The organism is Luteibaculum oceani (genome assembly GCF_007995015.1).
Classification (GTDB): domain Bacteria; phylum Bacteroidota; class Bacteroidia; order Flavobacteriales_D; family Luteibaculaceae; genus Luteibaculum; species Luteibaculum oceani.
Genome location: NZ_VORB01000005.1, coordinates 187565 through 212540 on the forward strand (window position 1 = coordinate 187565; position 24976 = coordinate 212540).

At 39.8% G+C, this 24976-nt stretch carries 28 protein-coding genes; 14 read left to right on the forward strand and 14 right to left on the reverse strand.

The genetic code is table 11. The annotated features are described in order from the left end of the window. Window positions 1-5 precede the first annotated feature (5 nt). Together FRX97_RS06805 and FRX97_RS06810 are read right to left on the reverse strand one after the other, a co-directional pair. Window positions 6-1208 (reverse strand): hypothetical protein, encoded by a 1203-nt coding sequence (locus tag FRX97_RS06805; protein WP_147014441.1) that lies wholly within the window; start codon window positions 1206-1208, stop codon window positions 6-8. Window positions 1209-1395: 187 nt separating this feature from the next. Next, entirely contained in the window at window positions 1396-1728 is a 333-nt protein-coding gene (locus FRX97_RS06810) for a hypothetical protein (RefSeq protein WP_147014442.1), read from the reverse strand. 79 nt (window positions 1729-1807) lie between these two features. Here FRX97_RS06810 and FRX97_RS06815 point away from each other — a divergent pair, with 79 nt between their 5' ends. The 4 genes from FRX97_RS06815 (at window position 1808) to FRX97_RS06830 (ending at window position 4613) form a co-directional block, all read left to right on the forward strand. Beyond that, window positions 1808-2233 (forward strand): toxin-antitoxin system YwqK family antitoxin, encoded by a 426-nt coding sequence (locus tag FRX97_RS06815; RefSeq protein WP_170227059.1) that lies wholly within the window; start codon window positions 1808-1810, stop codon window positions 2231-2233. Between the two features lie 164 nt (window positions 2234-2397). Further along, entirely contained in the window at window positions 2398-3081 is a 684-nt protein-coding gene (locus FRX97_RS06820) for a response regulator transcription factor (protein ID WP_147014444.1), read from the forward strand. A gap of 31 nt (window positions 3082-3112) precedes the next feature. Then, complete coding sequence (locus FRX97_RS06825; RefSeq protein WP_170227060.1) at window positions 3113-4135, forward strand: sensor histidine kinase; 1023 nt, start codon at window positions 3113-3115, stop codon at window positions 4133-4135. Between the two features lie 31 nt (window positions 4136-4166). Beyond that, window positions 4167-4613, forward strand: a complete 447-nt coding sequence (locus tag FRX97_RS06830) for a hypothetical protein (RefSeq protein WP_147014446.1) — start codon at window positions 4167-4169, stop codon at window positions 4611-4613. On the opposite strand, the gene FRX97_RS06835 is transcribed toward FRX97_RS06830, so the two are convergent. Continuing rightward, window positions 4590-5612, reverse strand: a complete 1023-nt coding sequence (locus FRX97_RS06835) for a hypothetical protein (RefSeq protein ID WP_147014447.1) — start codon at window positions 5610-5612, stop codon at window positions 4590-4592. The genes FRX97_RS06830 and FRX97_RS06835 overlap by 24 nt on opposite strands. Before the next feature lie 41 nt (window positions 5613-5653). Here FRX97_RS06835 and trmB point away from each other — a divergent pair, with 41 nt between their 5' ends. Genes trmB through FRX97_RS06860 form a run of 5 tightly spaced genes read left to right on the forward strand, consistent with a single transcriptional unit; the run spans window position 5654 to window position 9110 of the window. Continuing rightward, the gene (gene trmB, locus FRX97_RS06840; RefSeq protein ID WP_147014448.1) at window positions 5654-6328 is read left to right on the forward strand and encodes a tRNA (guanosine(46)-N7)-methyltransferase TrmB; all 675 of its coding nucleotides are present in this window, start codon (window positions 5654-5656) and stop codon (window positions 6326-6328) included. A 1-nt stretch (window position 6329) separates the two neighbouring features. Then, complete coding sequence (locus tag FRX97_RS06845; RefSeq protein WP_147014449.1) at window positions 6330-6659, forward strand: MGMT family protein; 330 nt, start codon at window positions 6330-6332, stop codon at window positions 6657-6659. 45 nt (window positions 6660-6704) lie between these two features. Continuing rightward, window positions 6705-7817, forward strand: a complete 1113-nt coding sequence (locus FRX97_RS06850) for an Mrp/NBP35 family ATP-binding protein (protein ID WP_147014450.1) — start codon at window positions 6705-6707, stop codon at window positions 7815-7817. Window position 7818: 1 nt separating this feature from the next. Next, window positions 7819-8091 (forward strand): NifU family protein, encoded by a 273-nt coding sequence (locus FRX97_RS06855; RefSeq protein WP_147014451.1) that lies wholly within the window; start codon window positions 7819-7821, stop codon window positions 8089-8091. Between the two features lie 14 nt (window positions 8092-8105). Next, entirely contained in the window at window positions 8106-9110 is a 1005-nt protein-coding gene (locus tag FRX97_RS06860) for an NAD(P)/FAD-dependent oxidoreductase (protein WP_147014452.1), read from the forward strand. A 102-nt stretch (window positions 9111-9212) separates the two neighbouring features. Here the strand turns inward: FRX97_RS06860 and FRX97_RS06865 are convergent, their stop codons facing one another. Further along, window positions 9213-10817 (reverse strand): T9SS type A sorting domain-containing protein, encoded by a 1605-nt coding sequence (locus tag FRX97_RS06865; RefSeq protein WP_170227061.1) that lies wholly within the window; start codon window positions 10815-10817, stop codon window positions 9213-9215. Between the two features lie 663 nt (window positions 10818-11480). On the opposite strand from FRX97_RS06865, the gene FRX97_RS06870 reads away from it, so the two are divergent. Beyond that, complete coding sequence (locus FRX97_RS06870) at window positions 11481-11807, forward strand: 2Fe-2S iron-sulfur cluster-binding protein (RefSeq protein ID WP_147014454.1); 327 nt, start codon at window positions 11481-11483, stop codon at window positions 11805-11807. A 25-nt stretch (window positions 11808-11832) separates the two neighbouring features. Then, on the forward strand, window positions 11833-12747 hold the full coding sequence (locus tag FRX97_RS06875) for a TIGR01777 family oxidoreductase (RefSeq protein WP_147014455.1): 915 nt from the start codon (window positions 11833-11835) through the stop codon (window positions 12745-12747). A 213-nt stretch (window positions 12748-12960) separates the two neighbouring features. On the opposite strand, the gene FRX97_RS06880 is transcribed toward FRX97_RS06875, so the two are convergent. From FRX97_RS06880 to FRX97_RS06890, 3 genes are read right to left on the reverse strand one after another with little or no spacing between them, the layout of a single operon-like run. Continuing rightward, window positions 12961-13938, reverse strand: coding sequence for a polyprenyl synthetase family protein (locus FRX97_RS06880; protein WP_147014456.1), 978 nt, complete (start codon window positions 13936-13938; stop codon window positions 12961-12963). A gap of 1 nt (window position 13939) precedes the next feature. Next, window positions 13940-14800: a glucose-1-phosphate thymidylyltransferase RfbA gene (gene rfbA, locus FRX97_RS06885; protein ID WP_147014457.1), complete on the reverse strand. Its 861-nt coding sequence runs from the start codon at window positions 14798-14800 to the stop codon at window positions 13940-13942. After that, on the reverse strand, window positions 14797-17160 hold the full coding sequence (locus FRX97_RS06890) for an efflux RND transporter permease subunit (protein WP_223266580.1): 2364 nt from the start codon (window positions 17158-17160) through the stop codon (window positions 14797-14799). The genes rfbA and FRX97_RS06890 overlap by 4 nt, the downstream gene beginning before the upstream one ends. Before the next feature lie 177 nt (window positions 17161-17337). Between FRX97_RS06890 and FRX97_RS06895 the strand changes: the two genes are divergently transcribed. The 3 genes from FRX97_RS06895 to FRX97_RS06905 all read left to right on the forward strand — a co-directional run bounded on the left by FRX97_RS06895 (window position 17338) and on the right by FRX97_RS06905 (window position 19483). Then, window positions 17338-18342, forward strand: a complete 1005-nt coding sequence (locus FRX97_RS06895) for a radical SAM/SPASM domain-containing protein (protein WP_223266581.1) — start codon at window positions 17338-17340, stop codon at window positions 18340-18342. A gap of 153 nt (window positions 18343-18495) precedes the next feature. Next, window positions 18496-18957, forward strand: coding sequence for an energy transducer TonB (locus tag FRX97_RS06900; RefSeq protein ID WP_170227062.1), 462 nt, complete (start codon window positions 18496-18498; stop codon window positions 18955-18957). 154 nt (window positions 18958-19111) lie between these two features. Continuing rightward, entirely contained in the window at window positions 19112-19483 is a 372-nt protein-coding gene (locus tag FRX97_RS06905) for a GxxExxY protein (RefSeq protein WP_147014461.1), read from the forward strand. Window positions 19484-19686: 203 nt separating this feature from the next. On the opposite strand, the gene frr is transcribed toward FRX97_RS06905, so the two are convergent. The 7 genes from frr to kbl form a co-directional block, all read right to left on the reverse strand. Beyond that, complete coding sequence (frr, locus tag FRX97_RS06910) at window positions 19687-20250, reverse strand: ribosome recycling factor (RefSeq protein WP_147014462.1); 564 nt, start codon at window positions 20248-20250, stop codon at window positions 19687-19689. Further along, window positions 20250-20957, reverse strand: coding sequence for a UMP kinase (gene pyrH / locus FRX97_RS06915; protein WP_147014463.1), 708 nt, complete (start codon window positions 20955-20957; stop codon window positions 20250-20252). The genes frr and pyrH overlap by 1 nt, the downstream gene beginning before the upstream one ends. Before the next feature lie 81 nt (window positions 20958-21038). Beyond that, window positions 21039-21878 carry a translation elongation factor Ts gene (tsf, locus tag FRX97_RS06920; RefSeq protein WP_147014464.1) on the reverse strand — a complete coding sequence of 280 codons (840 nt, stop codon included), beginning with the start codon at window positions 21876-21878 and terminating at the stop codon, window positions 21039-21041. Between the two features lie 25 nt (window positions 21879-21903). Next, the gene (gene rpsB / locus FRX97_RS06925; protein ID WP_147014465.1) at window positions 21904-22740 is read right to left on the reverse strand and encodes a 30S ribosomal protein S2; all 837 of its coding nucleotides are present in this window, start codon (window positions 22738-22740) and stop codon (window positions 21904-21906) included. Between the two features lie 115 nt (window positions 22741-22855). Further along, complete coding sequence (gene rpsI / locus FRX97_RS06930; RefSeq protein WP_147014466.1) at window positions 22856-23242, reverse strand: 30S ribosomal protein S9; 387 nt, start codon at window positions 23240-23242, stop codon at window positions 22856-22858. 5 nt (window positions 23243-23247) lie between these two features. Beyond that, window positions 23248-23703 carry a 50S ribosomal protein L13 gene (rplM, locus tag FRX97_RS06935; protein WP_147014467.1) on the reverse strand — a complete coding sequence of 152 codons (456 nt, stop codon included), beginning with the start codon at window positions 23701-23703 and terminating at the stop codon, window positions 23248-23250. A 79-nt stretch (window positions 23704-23782) separates the two neighbouring features. Continuing rightward, window positions 23783-24976 carry a glycine C-acetyltransferase gene (gene kbl / locus FRX97_RS06940; protein WP_147014468.1) on the reverse strand — a complete coding sequence of 398 codons (1194 nt, stop codon included), beginning with the start codon at window positions 24974-24976 and terminating at the stop codon, window positions 23783-23785.

A 24976-nucleotide genomic window follows, 5' to 3' on the forward strand; every position in this document is an offset into this window, starting at 1 on the left:
GCTAACTAGTTAAGCATACCTGCTTGTCCAGCCCATGTCCATGACATCATAGCGCTATTGGCACCAGCATTTTTACGGGTAGCAACCTCAACTGTAGCCTGATCAGATCCTTGCTTAAAGAAATCTCCTAATACTTTTCCTTCAGGAAGTGTTGCTTCCCATCCAGCGATAAAGTATCCGTTGGTGTTAACAGAGAAACCAACTTCTTCTTTCTCTGCGTTTGGTCCATATCCTTCTACATCCTGACCTTCGCTTAAGTTAGTGAAGTAGATAGCAGACATTCTTACGTCTGTGTTATCATCTAGATCTACTAATCCAGAAGCTCCATCAGCATATAAAGTACCGTTTATGATAGTGTGACCCGTAGAAGTGTAAGCCGCTTCTGGACCATCTAATTCAAATCCTTCGTCACCTGGGTTAATAACTACAAAGTTATCTAAAGTACCTGCCCAAGCCTGATCGGTATCGATAGCATCGTCACCAGCATTCCAAACAACGGCGTTGGTTACATTAACAGTTCCTCCGAACCACTCAATTCCATCGTCTTGGTTAGCTACAACTTCGATATTTTCGATAACAGTTCCGCTTCCAACACCACCTAAAGTGATACCGTTGATTTCGTTTCCTTCTCCGATGTTAGCTCCACCGTGACGTACAGATACATATCTTAATACTCCAGAGCTATCCGCATCATTCGTTCCACCGTATTTACCGTTGTTATCCGATGCTGGAATACCTTCGATAGAAGCTTCAAGGTTACCACCTTTTATAGATGCATGTGCATTTCCAAGGATGATTAATCCACCCCATAATCCAGATAAATCTGCAGAAAGGTTAGGAGAAACGGTCATTCCCGGTGCAATTTGATCTGCGTATGAAGTAAAAATGATAGGTTCTTGCTCAGTTCCGTCTGCAATAATGGTAGCTCCTCTTGCAATTACTAGTGCTGTAGCATTTGCACCTTCACCTGCCAAACCTTTAATAAGAGCCCCTGGCTCGATAGTTAGGGTAACACCCGCTTCAACAGCAACTCTGTTAGTTAATACGTACTGCTCTCCTTTTGTCCAAGTTGTGTTTTCTGTGATATTAGAAGAAACTACAATTCCTTGAATTTGATCTGGAGTTGTTGTTTTAGGATCCTTCTCACAAGAAACTAGCGCTACTGATGCTGCTAGTATAACACTTGCTAATTTGTTTAGCTTTTTCATTTCAGTTTTTTTCATTCGGTTTTGGTGCTGCAAATTTGGATCCTTTATTTGCTTGTTTCTAAAATCTGCAGTTATGGAATTATGAAAAATAGACGGGGAAATATTACCTCATTGTTAACTGGTGACCATTACCCCAAAAAATTGGAGAATACACAGTTACAATGTTAACACGGCATTACCCCACCATTTAATTAGAGCCATATTCCTGTCGCAATTTCACTTTTAGATACACCCTGTATATTATATATAGGGATAAATCCGTAGCTGGCTCATCCGATTTCAAAGCTTTTTGGGTAATGTGATCGGGTAAATCTACCTTGTACAAGGCCTGAAAAAGTTCCCCAGGACGCTCTTCTAACATAGCATCTACCCAGTGAAACATGGTTTTCTTAACAAGATCCAATGTTAAATTTTCGCCGAAATAATTTTTTGGCAATCCTAAATCTTTTTCTAACTGGCTGATTATCAGTATTAAATCTTTTTCAACTAAAGTAGCGGGTATGTTCTTCGTCAGCTTCATGAGAAATGGATAAGCAACTATTTGGAATTTTCAACGTTTTAATGTTACCTTTATGTTAACTCTATATTTCCAAACCGTTATGAGAAAGAAAATATTAGCCTTCACAATTTTACTGGGCATAGCACTTTGCCCACTATTTGGTTCTGCACAAAGAGACAACTCTTTATTCGAAACCTACTTCGACGAAAGTACTGATACTAAATACGAGTACCTAACATACAATGACAAGCTTTCTGGCCCATTTAAGAAGTATGTTGAGGGTAACTTAACCGAAGAAGGATGGTTAATTGAAAACCAGGCGCACAGCGAATGGAGACAATACAGCAAAACCGGTAAAAAATTAGCTGAGGTACATTATGTACTAGGCAAAAAACACGGTACCTGGAAAATATGGGATGAAGAAGGAAACCTTAGATATAAATACTCATACAACCGTGGGAAACCAACCGGTAAATGGGTGATGTACGGAGAAACTGGAGAAGTTTTACAAACCAAAGATCATTAGATTTTAGCTTGGCTTAACTTTCTCTTAACATACGAAGTAATTATTCATGCAAACTCCCGTTGCCCTCGGCCTCGGGAGTTTGTCATTTAACACACTCTTAAAGCTAACTCTCTTTCCCGTTATAATTCCAAGGTAGATTTGCATTGTTAAATGAAAATACCCCAATGGACCAAAACAATCACACCATATTACTGGTAGACGACGAACCAGATATCCTAGATATAATTAAGTATAATCTAGAGAAGGAAGATTTTAATGTCGTAACCGCCAACAATGGGAAAGAAGGTATTGAAGCTGCTAAAAAGCATCATCCTCAACTCATTCTTTTAGATGTCATGATGCCAGAAATGGATGGCATAGAAACCTGTACGCTCATTAGAGAAGACAGTAGCATTTCGGATACCGTCATCGCTTTTTTAACCGCCCGTTCTGAAGATTATTCCCAAATAGCAGGATTTGAAGCCGGTGCGGACGACTATATTCCCAAGCCCATAAAACCAAGAGTATTGGTTAGCCGTGTTAAAGCCCTTTTAAGAAGAAAAGGAATAACTGACGGTCCCGCAGAAACTATAGCTCTGGGAGAACTTGAAATAAACAAAGAAAAGTACTCGGTAAATAAGGGAGGCGAGGAATTAACCCTTCCCAAAAAAGAATTTGAATTATTAGCTTTACTTTGTTCCAAACCCGGACGTGTTTTTACTCGAGAAGTTATTCTAAACAATGTATGGGGTAACGAAGTGGTTGTGGGAGACAGAACCATTGACGTACATATTAGAAAGCTGAGAGAGAAAATCGGGGAAGATTACATTAAAACTGTAAAAGGAGTAGGATACAAAATTGAAGCCTAAGTTAATTTCGTACGATTCCAGTCCAAAAAGCGTGGCGCTTAAGTGCGCTATGCTAGTTGCGGGGGCTGTTTTACTAATAGGGGCCATTTCGGAATACTTCGTTTATGGAAAAACCACCTGGTTTTCCATCCTCCTTTTCCCCGCTGTTGCTGGTATCAGTTCTTTTGTATTTGTCAGTTTCTTTATTCAGCAATTCATAATTGCTAAAATTCGCCTCATCTACAAAACCATACGATCCCTCAAGAAAGACTCCCAAGACCTAAATCTTAACTTTTCAAGAGATCTTCTTAAAGAGGTTAACCGAGAGGTAATCGATTGGGCGGATGACCAGAGAAAAGAAATTGAAGTACTAAAGGAAAAGGAAAACTTTAGACGTGAGTTTATAGGGAACCTAGCCCACGAAATAAAAACTCCCATCTTCGCTATTCAAGGATACATTTTAACCCTATTAGAAGGTGGGATGAACGACCCAAGAATCAATAAAAAGTTCTTGGAAAAAGCTTCTCGAAGCACCGATAGAATGGTGGCTATGATAGAAGACCTAGATTCCATCTCTCAGTTGGAATCAGGAAAATTAAAATTGTACCAAGAGGAATTTGATGTTGTAGCGCTGGCCCAAGACATTATCGATTCGCTTGAAATGAGAGCGAAGGAGCACAACGTAACGCTCAAATTCAACAAAAAATACGACAAGCCTATTTTGGTTCATGCTGATCCAAATAGAATAAGTCAGGTACTATCTAATTTGTTGGTAAACTCCATTAATTACGCTAAACCAGAAGGCGGTGAAACCGAAATCCGCTTTTTCGATATCGATGAAGACATCCTTATTGAGGTGGCTGACAACGGAATAGGAATAGACCAAAAAGATATACCTAGAATTTTTGAAAGGTTTTTCCGTGTTGATAAACACCGATCTCGCCACACTGGTGGTAGCGGCTTAGGGCTTTCCATCTGTAAGCACATTATTAATGCCCATGGATACACCATGGATGTTAGATCCACTAAGGGAATTGGCACTACATTTCTATTTCCTCTGAAAAAAGTAGGTTAGAACAATTCAGCTAATTTCACGTTCTAACCCTGTGAAATTCAAAGAAGTACTTATAGAACGAGACGACATTCCAAGCGAATGGTTAGATCTCTTAGGCGGAAAATTTAGTTTTTGGGAAAATCTTAAAATCCGAGGAACGGGATCCCCCGCATTATCCCTAGCCAAAAACAACAGTGCCCCAGTTTTACTACCCTACAAATTCCACGAATCCTACGAACGCATTCCTTTTAACCTAGAGCTATACCCCAGAGGAGTTGTGTTTAGGGGTAACTGGAAAACGAAAACTTTTTGGGGCTGTATTTTAAACTCCGAAATTTTAGCCATCTCCACACTTATAAATCAATCGAAGCAATTGGAGTTGGGGATAAAACTCAAATCGGGCCATTTGATCTATTTTAACGGAAGAAGCGATCAACAAAACGCAATTACAGCCTTCGTAAACAAATGGAAAAAACTAAGCCAAGCGGTTAGCCTTTAAAAAGGAAGTGATTTGGTCCTGAAACCTTGCAGAACCAAAAGCAGCTAGCTCCATAAATTGTTCCTCCTCTATCCCTTTTGGAAATCCTTTGTGGAACCCGTGTTTCTTCGCAAGATATTCCTGTTCAGGTTGCCCTGGAGTTGGGAAACAAAGCAATGGTTTTTGTAGCAATGCGGCATCCATCAAGGTAGTGTAACCGCTGTAAGAAATAATCCTTTCCGCTGCCAAAACATAATCGCATACTTGATTAATCCTCTCACCAATTAGTAAGCGATTGTCGTTGATCTCCTCCACCGAATAAGGACAAAGAATTATCCAACGCTCATACTTAGAGTTGGAAAGCAACTTAAAGACCCTTTGAGTAAAACGCCTTGCTTCTATTTCCGGCCCCGAAGCCACCGCTACAATTTCTATAGTATCAATTTTAGCATTGCGACTTTGATATTGCGACAACAGCCCTATAAATCTAGTTTTTGAACTTAAAGCAGGTGAAATAGCCGATAGTTTGCCACTTAGAAATTGGTTTTCAAAATCGGGAATCCAGAGCTCGGTAAACTTGTCGAAATAATGGATGCGCAATTTCTTTAGCCACCGACTCCAACCAAAGGGCGCTGGGTTTATTTGGTGATTAATAAGCACTGAAGGTATTGCGGAATGATAAAATCCCAACCGAGCATCAGAGATGATTAGATCGTACTTCTGGTTTAAACAGTGCTCTTTTAACCACCAATTTTCCCATTTTATTACTTTTTTAATCCTTATCCCAGAAAGAGCCACCCCAGCGGTTAAGAAGGGTTTCTTTAAATATTTAATCCGGTAGGAATTAAGCGTATGAAAAGTGAGCTGGGGGTATGCATCGTTGAGGTAGCTGAGCGCCTTACCATCCGATGCAATTTCCACTTTCCAACCCATGGATAAAAAGAAATCGATTACAGGCACAGACCGCGTCGCATGACCCAATCCCCAATTTAAAACACCATACATTAATCGTTTCTCCATTTCTTTGCTAGAAACCCATTAGTTTTGCCAAAAATTCTCCCATGGCCAAAAGAAAGAAGAAGCAATTTGCAGAAAACAAATTATTCGACCACGTTATAGAACCTTCTTTCTCAGAGATTCTGAATAAAAAACACGAATTAATTGGAAAATGGCATCAAGAGGTTTTTAAAAACGACAATCCCATAGTATTAGAATTGGGCTGTGGAAAAGGAGAATACTCAGTTGGATTAGGAAGAAAGTACCCGGAAAAAAACTTTTTGGGAGTAGATATAAAGGGGAACAGAATTTGGCGCGGGGCTAAAACGGTTCATGAAGAAGGGCTAAACAATGTAGCCTTTTTACGTTCTAAGGTAGATTTTATAGATCGCTTTTTTGCACCCGATGAAGTATCAGAAATTTGGCTAACCTTTTCGGATCCGCAACCCAAAAAACCCCGGAAAAGACTAACCTCAGACAAGTACCTCGATTTTTACAAGGGGTTTCTTAAAAAAGACGGTCTGATTCATTTAAAAACCGACAATAGATTACTTTTCAATTATACCTTAGAGCAAATCCAGAAGCACAAGTTCACATTGCATTTCAGATCCTTTGATATTTACCATGAATGGGACAGCATTCCATCTGAAATGCAAAAACAGTTGGAAATTAAGACCTACTACGAGCAACTGTTTATGGGCAAGGGATTTAGGATAAACTACCTATGCTTTTCTATGTAGCATGAAAAAGAGCAGCGATGCATACGAACGCATTTATGCACTAGTGCGAAATATCCCCGAGGGAAAGGTTTGTACTTACGGCGACATCGCCGAAGCCATTGGAAGTAAAGGTGGAGCACGTCTAGTTGGATGGGCCATGAATGGCTCCCACAATGCAAATCCTCCCGTGCCTGCACATAGAGTAGTAAACCGTTTGGGACAATTAAGCGGAAAACACCACTTCCCCACTCCCACCGCAATGCAAGAACTTCTTGAAGCCGAAGGGGTTAAGGTTAAAGACGATCAAATATTGGATTTTGCTTCCCACCGATGGAAACCTACATTGTCCTGACAATTATTTAGCGCAACAAATTGTACCTTTGCAGCACTTTTAGCTATGAGTGACAAGCCAGTAACAAAAACAGAAATAGAAAAGGCCCTTTCTTACGTTAAGGAGCCCGATTTAAATAAAGACATCGTAAGCCTTGGATTGGTTAGAAATCTAAGCTTGGATGGGCACAAGGTTAAGTTTCAGCTTAGCGTGCACAATCCAGCCATGCACAACAAAAAGCGCATGGAAGAAGCTTGTCGTTTCAATATCCAAAGACACTGCGGCGACCACCTAGAAATTGAAGTCGATATCGTTTCACTGAAGGATACAGAAGATCCCGAATTAAGGAAAGTACTTCCAGGTGTAAAAAACATTTTGGCTGTAGCCTCTGGAAAGGGTGGAGTAGGAAAATCTACTATTGCTGTTAACCTGGCAGTTGGATTAGCCAAATTGGGTTATTCCGTAGGATTCATCGATGCTGACATTTATGGTCCATCTGCCCCGGTAATGTTCGATTTAAGACAGGATAAGCCCACTACGGTAGAAGTAGATGGAAAATCGAAGATTACACCGTTGGAGCAGTATGGCGTGAAAATTCTTTCCATCGGATTTTTCGCTGAAGCCAATCAGGCTATTGTTTGGAGAGGCCCAATGGCAACTCGTGCACTAAATCAGATGTTTAGCGATGCACACTGGGGACCATTGGATTATGTAATTGTAGACCTTCCTCCAGGAACTGGGGATATACACTTATCGCTTGTTCAGGCAGTACCTGTAACTGGAGCAGTTGTGGTTTCAACTCCTCAAGAAGTAGCATTAGCTGATGCACGTAAAGGAGTTGAGATGTTTAAAATTCCACAAATTAACGTACCTGTACTGGGAATAGTAGAAAATATGGCTTGGTTTACTCCGGCCGAATTACCAGAAAACAAGTATTACATTTTTGGTAAAGAAGGAGCTGCAAAATTAGCGGAGCAGCAAAATATCGATCTGCTTGGACAGATTCCTTTGATACAAAGTGTTAGAGAAGCTGGAGACATAGGTAGACCTGCTGTTTTACAGGAGGGAACTCAGGCAAGCGAGGCTTTTGATAAAATGGTTTTGAATGTTATCAAAAGTGTAGAAAAGAGAAATTCGGAACAAGAACCCACTAAAAAGGTTAGTGTAACACCTCAGTAATATGAATAATGCCGGTATGGTATCCATAGAGGATAAAATAAACGAAGCGCTTAACTCCATTCGCCCCTTTTTAGAGGCCGACGGTGGAGACGTAACGCTAGAGGAGGTAACAGACGATGGTATCGCCAAGGTAAAATTGCATGGAGCGTGCAGCAGCTGTTCCATGAGCTCAATGACCATGAAGGCCGGAATCGAAGAAGCCATTAAAAAGGCTGTACCTCAGATTAATGCGGTAATTGCCGTTAACAATATTGTAGAATCATCATTAAACTGATTACCACTGAGTAAATGATAGAAACTGATATCCTAATTATAGGCGCTGGTCCTTGTGGATTATTTACCGTATTCGAAGCTGGACTTCTAAAATTGCGCTGCCACCTTGTAGATTCACTTCCACAACCTGGAGGACAACTAACCGAAATTTATCCGAAAAAACCCATTTACGATATCCCAGGATTTCCTTCAGTTTTAGCTGGAGACCTAGTGGAACATTTAATGGATCAAGCTCGTCCGTTTAAGCCTGGATTTACCCTAGGTGAACGCGCCGAAACGGTAGAAAAAGACGAGGAAGGAAATTTCATTTTAACTACGAATAAAGGTACTAAGCACAAAGCTCCTGTTATCGCTATAGCGGGTGGATTAGGTTGCTTTGAGCCTCGTAAACCACCTATCTCTAATATCACTGATTTCGAGGATAAAGGAGTAGAATACATTATTAAAGACCCCGAATTTTACCGCGGAAAACGCGTAGTAATTGCCGGTGGTGGGGATTCTGCACTCGACTGGACGATATTCCTTTCTAACGTAGCGAGCGAAGTTTCTTTGGTACACAGAAGAAGCTCTTTCCGCGGACATTTAGATTCTGTACAAAAGGTTATGGACATGGCCGAAAGTGGAAAAATAAACCTGGTTACTAATGCAGAAGTAACCGGATTAAATGGGGATGACCAATTAAGCGAAGTAACCATAACCAAACAAGATCACGGTGAAATCGTTAAAAAAGCAGACCACTTTGTTCCATTGTTTGGATTATCTCCCAAGCTTGGTCCTTTAGCTGACTGGGGACTTAACATCAGTAAAAACTCTATAGAGGTAGATACTTTTGATTACAGCACCAATGTGGAAGGAATTTATGCCATTGGAGACATTAATACTTACCCAGGGAAATTAAAACTTATTCTTTGTGGGTTCCACGAAGCCACTTTAATGGTACAAAGCGCATTTAAGCGCATTTACCCAGATAAGAACTTAGTACTTAAATACACCACCGTTAACGGAGTTAATGGGTTTTAGGGAATAGATTTATTAATGGATTGAAGGCTGCCAATTAAAAAAGCAGCCTTTTTTTAATTACAACAGAATTTACCAAAACAACTTAAAGCCCAAATTAAAACATCATTCCTTAATAAAACGAGCTACTTTTCCATCGCTGCGGCGAATGAGGTAAACCCCATCACTAAGACCAGAAATATTAAGTTGGTTTTTTGCCTTGTAACGACCTAACAATTTTCCATCAGACTGGAATAGCTCAAAATCTGATTTACCGTTTAGGTTTATTATATCGCTTTGGCTAGGGTTGGGAAATATTATTATTGGAATCTCTGTAGTAGCAGAGGTAGAACCTTGCGGTAGCTTACTCCATTTGCGAATAAAGATACTTGGTGGTTTTTCTCGAGAACCGTGGAAATAAAAATCACTTTTTTCAATATCGTAACCTGCATGTAATTCAAAATAGCTAGTGGACGAGATTTTTAAAAAATTATTCTCTCTGTTACAAAACGGGTAATCATCCATCGCTTCCATTGCCAAAATGTCACCTCGATAATCCATTATTACCTTCAGTCGTTGATCTTCATTTACAGAGACATTAAAATTAGGGTAGTTTCTTGAAATCCCCCTAAAATGTGCTGTATATGTTGAATCAGTTAAAAAACTGCAACTAGATGATCCGTCATGTCGATTCGGCCATTCATCTAAGGAGTCTCCGAAAAAAATTAGAGATTCATATTTACAAGAATTTAAATTTATTCTGGCCCACACCAAGTCTCGCCAGCCACCATTGTAAGTTGCCGGATAGTAACCTGAACTAATCTTTGGTTGCAATACCCCGTCAACAAGTAAAATACTATCATTGATAAAAAAATAATTCAAAAAATACATATCAAAAGAATCCCTTTTGGACAGCTCGATTAAAGAACTATCAGTAGCCTCCCCATTTTCATTAAAGCTTAAGACCAATAACTCCTGGGAGACCTGAGTTTCAATGGTTTCCTTTAGTGTTTGCTCTAAAACTACAATATGTCCATTACCATTTGGTCTTTCCTTTATCGTACTTACACTGGAATATTTATACCTAGTGGTGTCATCCCAACTCACATTATTTGTTATTTGCCCCTCCGGTTTTAACTCAAAAACCCAGGGTTTTCCTCCCTTTAGAAAGTAAGAATTTTGCGGCTCACCATCAAAATATCTTGAGTCCTGTACTGCATATAACTTCAAATGACCATTGGGTAATTCAAACAAAGTTATAAGTCTGTCGTCACCACTACTTCCCAAACACCGATTCCACAAAACATTTAAATCCCTATCTAAGCGCGCCACAAATACATCGTAGTAGAGTTGTTGCCCTTCAACCCCACCTATTTCATGGGTTTCAGAATAGCAATAAGAACAGGATCCAAATAACAACAGGTCTCCGTTACTTAACTCTTTCATTCTTAGTACCTCATCGCCACCAAAATCAACAACTTTTTCATTTAAAATAGTGCCATTGGTATCTACTTCAAGAAAGTAACTATCTCTTATATACCCTTGGGGTGGTGGATCCGCTTTTTGCCCATAAATTAAAATGCGATTTTCATTCAATTGAATCATGTTTACAGGTACTTCCTCTTCATGGGAGCCGTAAATTTTATTCCACTCCTCAAAAAGCGTATCCTGTTGGGCATTTGCCATAAATACCCAAGACATAAATATCAGAAGAAGAAGTTGCTTAAACATATATTCTTGATTAGGGGAATAAGCGCTTGCTAAATTCATTTCACTCTGATAAACAGGCACTTATCATTTATAAAACTCTTCATTATTTTTCACAATAAAAAATAAGGAAATACCACTCTATCTTCTCAAAAACAATAGTTGGCTACATAATAGATAATCCAAACTCAAACCCGTAGATTAAGTACTTGATAGTTCATTTTTTACTTCAGCATATACAATAACGAAACTATTTATCGCTCGGTGATTTTGATCAAACACTCAGGGTAAATATTATTTTGATGAAAACCCTATTCCTATTTTACTTGAAAGATTAGGGTCAATTAGACCAACCCTTCAAAGATCGCTGTCTGAACGTAGTCGAGAACAGCAGGACGTATCGAGGTTAACCACAAAGGAATCAAAGTTGCACAAAGTTTTTTTGGGATGAGGGATTAAGGGTAAAGGGAACACCCTTTTCACTTCGCTAATCATTCTCCGAAGCGCGCTGTCCGAGCGCGTAGTCGAGGACAACACCCAGAAATCGATTAAATATTCTTTTTTCCCTCAATATTTCATCGCAAATCACCAAGGACAGCGCTGCGTTGTCTCAGGGAAGTCGAAGACATCGCATTTATTAGCAAATCCAATTCATTTGAATCCCTACTTTTGCTGAAATTTTTTACCATGAGTGTGGTTAATGTTACGGTAATCGACCGTCAGGGTGTAGAACACAATTTTGAAGCTCCAACCGATATGGATCTTAACCTTATGGAGCTTTGCAAGGCCAACGAACTTCCCGTAAAAGGTACTTGTGGAGGAATGGCGCTTTGTGCCTCTTGCCAATGCTATGTATTGTCTGATACCGATTTGCCAGAGCAAAGCGATGAGGAACTTGACATGCTAGATCAAGCTCTCTATGTTAAAGACAATAGCCGATTGGGCTGTCAAATTCCAATCTCAGAAAATATTGAGGGCTTAGTGGTAGAACTAGCTCCCGATGAAGAAGATTAAAACAAATAATTGATCTAAGGGTTAAATGACTATGCCTAACGTAATGCTAACGGGTGGCACCGGCTTGGTTGGATCAAAACTTTGCGACAAGCTCCTGGCCCTCAATTACAAAGTATTTATTCTTACTCGTGGAAGATCTATAAAGGTATCTCCCAACCTTTCCTACGTAAATTGGGATATTGCCAATAAACATGTGGATAAAGGCGCACTCCCTAAAAAGTCGGAAGAACTCTTTATCATTCACCTTGCAGGAGCATCTGTTGCCGACCAACGCTGGACATCCTCCTACAAAACCAAGATCCTAAATAGCCGAGTAGATTCGCTCAACTTCCTTTTGTCTCTTGTTGGAGATCAATGTAAACATATTGTTTCGGCTTCGGGAGTGAATTACTATTTCGGACCGAATACCGACAAGGAGTTTAAAGAGGAAGATGCTGCAGACCAAAGCAGTTTTCTGGGACAAGTATGTGTAGAATGGGAAAAAGCTGCCTTAGAAAACACCTATGGCATACCTGCTGCAGTGGTTAGAACTGGAACCGTTCTCTCTAAACGCGGTGGAGCCTTTGGCATATTTAAATCACTCGCCAAAAAAGGCCTACTGATGCCCTTGGGTTCTGGTAAACAATGGCTACCCTGGATACATAATTACGATTTGTGTGAGATGTACATCCACTTGTTGGAAAAAAGAAGAACCGGAGCTTTTAACGCGGTGGCATCTGAACAAATAATTCAAAAAGACTTCTTTAAGCAACTTGCAAACAAGCTAAATAAATGGGTTTGGCCACCTCTGGCTCCCAAATTCGCGATAAAACTTGCAATGGGTGAAAGAGCTACCATAATCTTAAATGGTGCCCAAATAGACAATCAAAAAATCTTGGATAGCGGTTTTAAGTTTAAATATCCCGCCGTTGATAAGGCCCTAGACCATTTGGTTAAGTAGTTGTGGATCTGTTGATGAAGAGATGAAAAGATAAAGGGATTATGTGTTCAAGGGTTTATGGGGTAATGGGTTAACCACCCAGAAACACTTTTTGGTTTTAAAATCTAGGATCCAGGTGCCGGAAACACCTATAAACACCTACAAACCAACCACTTAACTACTCAACCACTTACTATTCAACCATTCAACCACTCTCCACTCACCAAAACACAACTACGAAATTCTATCCGCTAAAAAGCCAGCCAATTCTTCAAATTGATCTTTGTATTCGTCTTGCATATTGGTTTCGGCCAATGCATTTAACGCACGGTGGTAATAATCGAGCATTATTTCGGTAGTTGCTTTTCTTGCTCCCGATCGTTCAAAAATTTCCTTTACACGCTTAACTTTCTCCTCAGGATTACTCAATTCGCGTTTAGCAAACCAGTTTAAAAGTTCTGCTTTATCTTCTTCGTTGGCCAATTCTAACGCCTTTAAGAACAAGTAGGTTTTCTTATTGGCTAAGATGTCGCCACCTTCTTTTTTACCAAAGTTTTCACCTTCGGGAAAGGCGTCTAATAAATCATCTTTTATTTGAAATGAAATCCCAAGATACTCTCCAAAGCGGTATATTTTTTCGGCTTCTGACTTATCTGCCCCACCGATTATTGCTCCCATTTTAAGGCTTGCACCAACTAATGCAGCAGTTTTTTGGCGGATCATTTCTATGTAGTCCTCAACCTTTACTTCCTTGAGATTTTCGAACTCCAAATCCTTAACCTGACCTTCGCAAACTTCAACGGCCGAATGCGAAAACACCTCGAAACATGGCTTAAAGGCTCTATCGCTTAATCGACCTAAATACTTATAGGCTTCAATAAGCATTACATCCCCAGTTAAAATGGCAATATTCTCATCCCACTTGGTGTGCACCGTTTCTTTACCCCTTCTTTTTGGGGCCTCATCCATAATATCGTCGTGAACTAATGAGAAATTATGAAATACCTCCACAGCCATGGCTGCATCCCTTAGTTCTGTTTCCGTACCGTGGTATGCCTTTCCCGCTAAAATTAACATAGCTGGTCGTATACGCTTCCCGCCCAATTCCATTATGTAGCGAAAAGGCTCGTATAGTCCTTTAGGTTCTATGGGAAGTGGCAAATCTTTAATTTGCCCGTTGATAAACTCCTTTAGTTCTACTAGAGACTGCATACTATTTTACCAGGTTTTTAAGGTAAACACCATATCCACTCTTTTCTAGAGGTTCGGCAATTTTTAATAATTGTTCGCTATTTATAAATCCTTGACGGAAGGCAGCTTCTTCTATACAGCCTATGTTTAATCCTTGTCTAGCTTCAATAACCTGTACATACTGACCAGCCTGCATAAGGGAGTTAAATGTTCCCGTATCCAACCATGCGGTTCCTCTGTCCATTATTGCCACCTGAAGCTCACCGTTTTCGAGATAAATCTTGTTGATATCGGTTATCTCTAGCTCCCCCCTTTTACTAGGCTTTAGGTTCTTAGCGTAATCAATCACTCGGTTGTCGTAAAAGTACAAACCAGGAACAGCGAAGTTAGACTTTGGTTCACTTGGTTTTTCTTCAATTGAGATGGCTTTACCACTCGCATCGAACTCCACTACTCCATATCGCTCTGGATCGGATACGTGATAGGCAAAAACCACACCTCCATCTGGATTGGTATTATCTTGAAGCGTTTTATCTAATCCCGTACCATAAAAGATATTATCTCCTAAAATCAACGCCACCTTATCGTTTCCTATAAAATCGGCTCCAATGGTAAAGGCCTGTGCCAAACCTTTAGGCTCGGGTTGTACGGCATACGAAAGTTCTATTCCAATTTGACGGCCATCGCCCAAAAGGTTTCTAAATGCCTCCTGATCTCGAGGAGTAGTTATGATTAATATTTCGCGGATACCACTGTTGATTAGGGTACTAAGTGGATAATATATCATTGGTTTATCGTAAACGGGCATCAGCTGCTTACTCACCGAATAGGTTAAAGGGTGTAACCTTGTTCCCGATCCTCCCGCTAATATTATTCCTTTCATGATTCTTCTGGATTTTCCTTTCGAATTACTAAATCATCTAATTCTATGTCTTCCTCCTCGTCGATAATCTCCATAAGAGGCTCCTTAAATGCCTGGGTAGTGATATACCTATCCAATGACATTAATAGGCTTGGTAAAAGCACCAAGTTGGTTAACATGGCCACCAATAAGGTTACCGAAACCAAAATTCCAAGGGCTTGGGTTCCACCAAACTCCGATGCAGTAAATACGCCAAAACCGAAGAAAAGGATGATGGATGTATAAATCATACTTACCCCTGTTTCCCTAACCGCTCTGATAACAGAACTTCCAATATTCCACTGGTAGGCTTTAAGCTCTTGCCGGTACTTTGCCAAAAAGTGAATGGTGTCATCCACACTAATTCCGAAAGCTATACTAAACACCAAAATGGTTGATGGCTTTATGGCTATTCCAAAATAGCCCATTATGGATGCGGTTACTAACAATGGAATTAAATTGGGTACAAAAGAAATAAGTACCATTCGCCAAGACCTGAATAGAAAGGCCATTATACATGCAATGATAAGTACCGCTATACAAAGCGAAACAAAAAGATTTTTAACCAAATAAGATGTCCCCTTGAAAAACACTACCGACGTTCCAGTTAGGGTAACCTTGTATTGTTCTGGATTAAATATGCTATCGATCTTGGGTCTTAATTCCTCAACAATTTCATTCATTCTAATGGTTCCCACATCGGCCATCTGCGCCGTTATGCGAACCCGCTGCTTAGCCGTATCTACAAAAGCAGTAAGCAACTCTTTACCCCCAGTTCCCGAATTCTTTAAATAGGGCGTTATAAATCGTTGCTCCGAATTGTTTATAAGCGTGTATTTGGATGGAATCCCGTTAAAAAACGCCTGCTTTGCAAATTTTAATGCATCAACGATGCTGAGCGACTTACTTACTTCGTCGTAGGACTCTAATTCCTTTTGAAATTGCTCTACCCTACGTAACGTACCTCTATTTAATGCTCCACCCGGACGTTTGGTGTCTACCAATATTTCCAAGGGCATTACTCCGTTAAAATGGGTCTCGAAAAATTTAAGATCTACCAAAATGGGATCGTTGCTCGGTAGGTCGTCGACAATATAACCAGTAACTTTGATCTTGCTAAGCCCTATCGCTCCAACTACCACCAGGATAATGGTCGCGATGTATACGGTTCTTCTGTTTTTAGTAACGGCCACTACCAACCATTCGGCTACCTCGTACAACCACTTTCTATTAAGGTGATTTATATGTCTAACCTTAGGTTCTGGTTGATAAGAAAAGATAATGGGGATAAGCAGAATGGATAAAAAGAATACCAGCAGGATATTAAGCGCAGCAATAATTCCAAACTCTCTTAAAATGGCAGAACTGGTAAAAATAAAGGTGGCAAAACCAATAGCAGTGGTGCAATTGGTCATAAAAGTGGCATTACCAATTTTCTGAATTACCCTAGAAAGTGCCTTTATTTTATTTCCGTGCAGTTTAAATTCTTGGTGATACTTGTTAAGCAGGTAAACGCAGTTAGGTATCCCAATAACGATCATCAGCGGAGGAATTAACCCCATGAGAATTGTGAGTTTAAACCCAAACAAACTCATGGTACCCATGGACCATATTACCCCAGTGATTACTACCAAAATGGAGTAAAGAACAACTCGGAATGAACGGAAGAAAAAGAATAATAACAGGGCTGTTACTAAAGCTGCCAAACCAATAAACATTCCCAGTTCGCGCTTTACTTTTTGGGCAACCAATGTTCTGATGTAGGGCAATCCAGAAATCTTAACATCCAAATGGCCACTTTCGTATTTGGAAATTCTAGCCCTAATTTTTTCAAGTGCACCTATTCGTTCCTCAGCATTAAATACGCGTGGATTTACAAAAAGCATCATCAGTGATGCCTCGGTATCTTTGTTAAATAACAATCCTTCGTAAAAAGGTAGGGCTTTTATTCCACGGTAAAGGCTATCTAATTCCGTTTGATTTTGAGGAAGCTTTTGCATTAGTTTCCTCAGCTCAAAAACCCGAAGCTCATCGTTTTTTGTAAGGTTATAAAGATGGGCAACGGAGAAAACCGAATCTATAACTGTAAGGGAATCAACCCCTTCTGCAATGGGGTCTAACGGAGCGACTTTAATTTTCTTTAAATCCTCACCCAGACGATACCATGCATTAAAATGTTCAATGGAGAAAAATTCATCGCTTTGCACTCCGAGAACCATAATATTTCCATCCTGAGAAAACTCGTCGAGAAATTTCTGATACGTAATTGCTGTGCTATCGGTCTTGGGTAGTATCCCTCCGAAATTGTAACTTAGTTCTACGCTTTGCGCTTTGAAAAGCATAAACCCAGTTAAAATTACCAGGACTATAAGAATGCCAGGTCGATTTCGAAGAATGAGACCGGAGATTTTCATCCACATACGCGGGAGACAGTGCTTAAATTAAGGCTAACAAAGAAACAAAAAATAAGGTTCTAAAAAGGAAGAAGACGGGAGTAAGTACAGATGAGCAACCTATTAATGATTAAGCACTTGCTAGCGAATTTGAGTTTAAAACGATTCGTTAACTTATTTCGCGTTTACAGTTCCTTCCAGCTGAGTAAAATTTTAAAGCGCCCTATCGTTTGGGGAAAGCCGTTTGCATTTTCCATAGAACCCACAACAGCTTGTAATTTGGGCTGCACCGAATGTCCAAGCGGACTTAAAAAATTTACTCGAAACACCGGAAACCTGAAGTTGGAAGAGTTGGAAAAATGGCTCCCTCAAATTAAAAAGAAAGCCATGTACGTCAATTTCTATTTCCAAGGAGAGCCATTGATTCACCCCAATTTAGCCCAAGCCATTTCCATGGCAGATAATGCGGGAATATTCACCTCCATTTCTTCGAATGCCCATTTTATAACCCCGCAAAAAGCTGAGGAATTAATAAAGGCAGGTTTGCGTAAAATAATTGTCTCCATCGACGGCATTACCCAAGAAAGCTATGAGCAATATCGAGTACATGGGGTTTTGGCAAAGGTTTTAGAGGGAACCAAAAATTTGGTGGAAGCGAAATCGAGATTAAAATCCTCCTATCCAATCATAAGCTGGCAAATGGTAGTTTTCAGTAGTAATGAAAAGCAAATACCAGAGGCAAAAAAATTGGCCAAGGAATATGGCGTGGATGAAATAAAATTTAAAACCGCTCAATTTTACGATTACGAAAATGGCCACCCACTTATGCCCAATTCGGAGCGCTACTCACGCTACAAGAAGCTGGATAATGGAAAGTTCGCCATCAACAATAAACTCCCAAATTTCTGCTGGCGTTTGTGGCAAAGCAGTGTCTTAACCTGGGATGGACATGTAGTGCCCTGCTGTTTCGACAAGGATGCAGATTACAAAATGGGTAAACTAAATGGAGTAGCCTTTGATAAGGTGTGGAAAAACAAACCTTACCAAAACTTTAGGAGTAAAGTCCTAAAAGGCCGAAAGCATATCGATATCTGTGCGAATTGTAGCGAGGGAAGTAAGGTGTGGAATTAAGAAAATTACCAATCAAGACTATAAAATTCACCACAGAGGTACTCAAAGTTTGGCTGAGATTTTGGATTCAAATTCGCAGTGAAATGCCCCCAAAGTGATATCCAAAAAATTAACTTGCGAACTTTCAATGTCCATAACCAACTAATGCAGCACATGAAATATTTTTTACTCCTGCTTTGCACAACCATTTTTTGCCAAGTAAGTTTTGCCCAAAATGCTAATAGGGATGCCAAAAAATATAGGAAAGCAAAATACCTTTCGGTTGACAGGTTGCCAGAATTCAAACGAGGAAATAGTGCCATGTTTGAATATTTATCAGACAATATTATTTATCCAAAGGAGGCCCTGATTAACGGTGAACAGGGAGTCGTTTTTGTAATCTTTGAAGTGGACACCAATGGTATAATTAAAGACATAGAAATTGCTAAAGGAATCTCACCAGTTTTGGATGCAGAGGCAATCCGTGTGGTTAAAAGTATGTCGGGAAAATGGAAGCCAGGAGTTAAAAACGGCAAATTGGTCAGAGTTAAATTCAACCTTCCCGTAAGATTTTTTCCAAGTCCAGATTTACGAAACGCCGCAATTAGGGAAAATAAAAGGAAACAACAAGATTGATGAATTACTATGCGGTAAATAAAAAAGGTTTATTCACCACAGAGGTACTCAGAGGTACGCAGATTAGTCACCACAAAGTTCCCAAAGTTGCACAAAGTTTTTTGGCGAAAAATACATGGTTTTGTATTTGAGATTTTAGTACCTAATATAAGCTGTGGATGCCAATGCTTTATCTTACCATGTTATTAAAAGTGCCCTAAAAGTACATACTGAATTAGGTCCCGGACTTTTAGAAAGTGCCTATGAGGCTTGCTTACAATATGAATTAATTGATAGAGGATTTAAGGTAGAGCGTCAAAAGTCGCTACCCGTAATTTATGAAGGCGTCAAGGTTGAAGCTGGATACCGAATAGATCTAATGGTAAATGATCTTTTAATTATAGAATTGAAATCCGTGGATAAAATTGCTCCCATCCACACGGCCCAGGTAATGACCTACTTAAAACTATCCAACCTAAAACTAGGGCTACTCTTAAATTTTAATGTACCAAGCTTAAAACTGGGTATCCGGAGGGTAATTATTTAGCTTAATGTTACCTAACTGGTTTTGGATTTAATTCACATTTCTACTCCAAAAAGAAAAAAAATTCGTTCTGTAGAAGCATCCATTTCAAATAGAATAGCAAGTCGGCCATTTTATTACACCACACCTCCTTTGTGCAACTTTGAGAACTTCGTGGTGAATAAAACCCCTGTAGAAAATAAAAAAAGGGGCCTCAGCCCCTTTCCTTATATCTTCATAATATCTTCTTCCTTGCGGTCGACATGTTTATCGGCCTTGTTGGAATAGGTATTTGTTAATTCTTGAATGTGTGCTTCTCCATCTTTAGCAGCATCCTCTGGTAGTCCGTCTTTTTGAAGCTTTTTAATTGCTTCGTTTGCATCTTTACGTGCATTTCTGATTCCCACTTTGGCGTGTTCTGCTTCGGATCTTGCCTTTTTAACCAATTCTTTTCTTCTTTCTTCGGTTAATGGCGGGATAGAAATGATTAATACGTCACCATTATTCTGTGGAGTAAAACCAAGGTTTGCATTGATTATAGCCGTTCCAATAGGATCTAACATTTGCTTTTCCCATGGCTGCACGGTTATAGTTCTAGCATCTGGAGTACTGATATTAGCCACCTGCGAAGCCGGTGTCATAGTTCCATAATAGTCTACGTGTACAGAGCTTAACATTGAAGGGTTAGCCTTCCCCGCTCTAATTTTAAGTAACTCGTCTTCTAAATGTTGAATGGCTTTAGACATGGCCGCTTCGGCCTTTTGGTATATTGCTTCTAATTCTTCCATGATTAAAACTCAACTAAGGTTCCTACACTATCTCCGTTTAGTACTTTCAATAAATTTCCGCCTTTGTCCATATCAAATACGATAATGGGCAATTTGTTCTCATTACAAAGGGTAAAGGCTGTCATATCCATAACATTTAACCCTTTCTCATACACCTCATTAAACGTAATGGTGTTGAACTTGGTCGCATCGGGATTTTTCTCTGGATCTGCCGTATAAATTCCATCTACACGGGTACCTTTTAGAATAACATCTGCTTCTATCTCAATAGCTCTTAAAGAAGCAGCGGTATCGGTAGTAAAGTATGGGTTACCTGTACCAGCTCCAAAAATTACTACTCTACCTTTTTCTAAATGGCGAATTGCTTTTCTACGAATAAACGGTTCGGCAATTTGTTCCATTTTAATTGCAGAAAGCAAACGGGTATATACCCCATTTTCTTCGAGTTTACTTTGCAAAGCCATGCTATTAATCATGGTTGCAAGCATCCCCATATAATCACCCTGGACGCGATCCATACCACCTTCTGCAGCCTGTATACCTCTAAAGATATTTCCTCCTCCAATTACAATGGCCATCTCAACTCCAGTAGACAATACCTCCTTAATTTCTTGAGCGTATTGGTTAAGGCGTTCGTGGTCGATTCCGAATTGTTTATCTCCCATCAGAGATTCTCCAGAGAGTTTGAGCAGGACTCGCTTATACTTCATTGGGCAAAATTTGGCGTAATATTAATCAAAAAAAAAGAGAGAATTTTCATTCTCTCTTTTCAAATAAGTGGTTTCAGGTAATTAACCTCCGATAGAAACTCTTTCGTAAGCAGTAACGGTTAAACCGCCTTCTACCTGATCTAAATATTTCTGTACAGAAAGCTTGTTGTTAGAGATGTAATCTTGCTCTAACAAGGTGTTTTCTTTAAAGAATTTACCAAGTTTTCCTTGAGCAATTTTCTCAGCTAATTCAGCAGGCTTTCCAGCTTTAATAGCTTCTTCCTTACCGATCTCAACTTCCTTAGCGATAACTTCTTGGTCTACACCATCCTTGTTTAAAGCTAGAGGGTTCATAGCTGCAACTTGCATTGCAACTTCTTTACCAGCTTCGATAACGTTTTCTCCTGCCTTGTTAAGTGCAACAGCAGCAGTTAACTTATATCCTGGGTGGTTGTATACAACAACAGTTTCACCTTCAACTAGTTTGTATGCAGAAAGATCAATTTTCTCTCCGATTACACCAGTTTGCTCAGTGATTTTTTCCTCGATGCTTAATCCATCTGCAAAAGGAAGTGCTTTAAGAGCAGCAGTATCTGCAGGCTTGTTAGCTACAGCGATATCAAGGATTTTCTTAGCTAAGCCGATGAAATCATCGTTCTTAGCAACGAAATCGGTTTCGCAATTTACAGCAACGATAACACCAGACTTGTTGTCTTCTGTACCAACACCAACTACAACACCTTCGCTTGCTTCTCTATCTTCTCTTTTAGCAGCTACTTTTTGACCTTTTTTACGTAAAAGCTCAATTGCTTTTGCTTGATCACCTTCAGCCTCAACTAGGGCTTTCTTGCAATCCATCATTCCAGCGCCGGTCTTTTTGCGCAATTCGTTTACTTGTGAAGCAGAGATACTTACCGCCATCTTATGTAAAATTTAAATCTTGTGATTATTTAGACTCTTCAGTCTTCTCTTCAGAAGAAGTTACTTCTTCTTTCTTTTCTTCTTTAGCTTCTTTAGCTTCAGCTTTCTCAGCTTTTGCATCTGCCTTGGCTTTTGCCTCAGCTTCTTTAGCTTTATCAGCCTTATCCTTATCAGCCTTTCTTTCAGACAATCCTTCTTTAATGAATTCTACCATGTAAGAAGTAATAGTCTCGATAGACTTAGAAGCATCATCATTTGCTGGGATAGCAAAATCAACCTCGTTAGGGTTAGAGTTCGTATCAACCATTGCAAAAGTTACAATACCTAAACGCTTAGCCTCTGCAACTGCGATGTGCTCTTTATTGATGTCTACAATGAAAATTGCAGATGGAAGACGTGTTAGATCAGCAATAGATCCTAAAGTCTTTTCTAGTTTTTCTCTTTGACGAGTAATTTGAAGACGCTCTCTTTTAGAGATGTTATCAAAAGTTCCGTCTGTAGCCATTTTGTCGATGTTAGACATCTTCTTAATAGCCTTACGAACTGTAGCAAAGTTAGTTAACATACCACCAGACCAACGCTCGGTTACGTATGGCATGTTTACCGAAGAAGCCGCTTCTGCAACGATTTCCTTAGCTTGCTTTTTAGTTGCTACGAAAAGAATTTTCTTACCAGATTTTGCAATCTGCTTAAGAGCAGCTCCTGCTTCATCAATCTTTGCTGATGTTTTGTTAAGATCGATTACGTGGATACCTTTTTTCTCATCAAAGATGTAAGGAGCCATTGCTGGATTCCACTTTCTTTTTAAGTGGCCGAAATGCACGCCAGCTTGAAGCATTTCTTCAAATCTCTTGTTTTCCATGGTGTTTACCTTCCTTTTGGACTTAAGTTACTTGCTTAAGCAATGCCCCAGTAACCATTGTAACCAATGGGTCTGAGGCATTTGGATCCTAAACAAATTATTGTTTGTGTAAAAATTAACGTTTCGAGAACTGGAATTTCTTACGAGCTTTCTTCTGACCTGGCTTCTTACGCTCAACCATTCTCGGGTCACGCGTCATTAAGCTCTTAGCCTTAAGTGCTGGTTTCATCTCTGCATCAACATCTACTAATGCACGAGAAATTCCAAGGCGGATTGCTTCTGCTTGTCCAGTAATACCACCACCTGCTACGTTTACAATCACATCGTACTTACCTGTAGTTTCGGTTAGTTCGAATGGCTGATTAACTTTGTAAAGTAAAGTAGGAACTGTAAAGTACTCTTTCACATCCTTACCGTTAACTGTAACGGCACCACTTCCCTCCTTTAAAATAATGCGGGCAACTGCCGCCTTTCTTCTACCAATTGTATTGATAACTTCCATACCTACTACTTAATATCGTTTAGGTTTATTGCTTTTGGCTTTTGAGCCTCTTGCTTATGAGCAGCTCCAGCGTACACAAACAAGTTGTTGAAAAGCTTTGCTCCTAATTTATTCTTAGGTAACATTCCTTTTACCGCTTTCTCTACCACAGCCTCAGGCTTCTTGGCTAATAACGACTTTACAGAAACTTCTTTCTGACCTCCTGGGTACCCAGAGTGACTGATGTATGACTTATCATCCATCTTATTTCCTGAAAGTCTGATCTTCTCGGCGTTGATAACCACAACATTATCTCCACAGTCTACGTGTGGAGTAAAGTTTGTTTTGTGCTTTCCACGGATAAGTTTAGCAACCTTACTTGCCAATCTCCCTAAAGTCTCATTCTCTGCATCTACCAATAACCATTCTTTATTAACGGTTTCCTTATTGGCCGAAATGGTCTTATAACTTAACGTATCCACGATCTGTTGTTTTAATCTATCTTCACAAAATGGGGTGCAAATGTAAAGCAATTTTATAATTCCACAAAACTGTGAACATTTATTTGTTAATTACCCCAAGTTCCTGTCCTACAGATATAAATGCTGCTACCGCCTTATCCAGTTGCTCTGTAGTATGTGCAGCGGATAATTGCGTTCTAATTCTTGCTTTTCCTTTTGGAACTACTGGATAGAAAAATCCTACCGCATAAACTCCTTTTTCCAATAATTTTTCTGCAAACTTTTGGGCAAGAGGTGCATCGTATAGCATTACTGGAACAATAGGCGAGTCGCCTGGTACGATATCAAATCCAGCCGCCAATAATTTTTCCTTAAAATACTTGGTGTTCGCCTCTAGCTTATCTCTTAACTCCGTACTCTCAGAAAGGATATCGAAAACCTTATTTGCTGCTCCAACGATGCTTGGTGCCAAAGAATTTGAAAATAAATAAGGTCTAGAGCGCTGACGAAGAATTTCTATCACTTCTTTCTTCGCGGTAGTGTACCCCCCCATTGCTCCACCTAGGGCTTTTCCCAAGGTACCGGTGATAATATCCACCCTGTCCATGACATTGCAATATTCTGCAGTACCTCTACCCGTTTTACCAATAAAACCGGCTGCATGGCACTCATCTATCATTACCAAGGCGTCGTACTTATCTGCTAAATCGCAAATCTGATCCAACTTAGCAATGTCTCCATCCATAGAGAAAACCCCATCGGTAACAATTATTCTAAAACGCTGCGCCTGAGCTGCTTTTAATTGCTCCTCCAAGTCTGCCATATCCGAGTGCTTGTAACGGTAACGTTGCGCCTTACAAAGTCTTACCCCATCTATGATTGAAGCGTGATTTAACTCATCGGAAATAATGGCATCTTCTTTGGAAAAAAGTGGCTCGAAAACACCTCCATTGGCATCGAATGCCGCTGCATAAAGTATGGTGTCCTCGGTTCCGTAAAACTTAGCAATTTTTGCCTCTAATTCTTTATGGATATCCTGGGTTCCACAAATAAAACGAACCGAAGACATTCCAAATCCATGGGTATCTAAAGTATCGTGTGCAGCCTTTATTACATCAGGGTGCGAAGACAAACCTAAATAGTTGTTCGCACACATAATAATTACATCGTCGCCACTTTTTAGCTTTACCTCGGCATCCTGTGGTGAAGAAATAATGCGCTCTGCCTTGTATAAACCGGCCTCTTTTGTTTGCGCTAATTCGTTTTGTAGGTACTCTTGTATTTTTCCGTACAT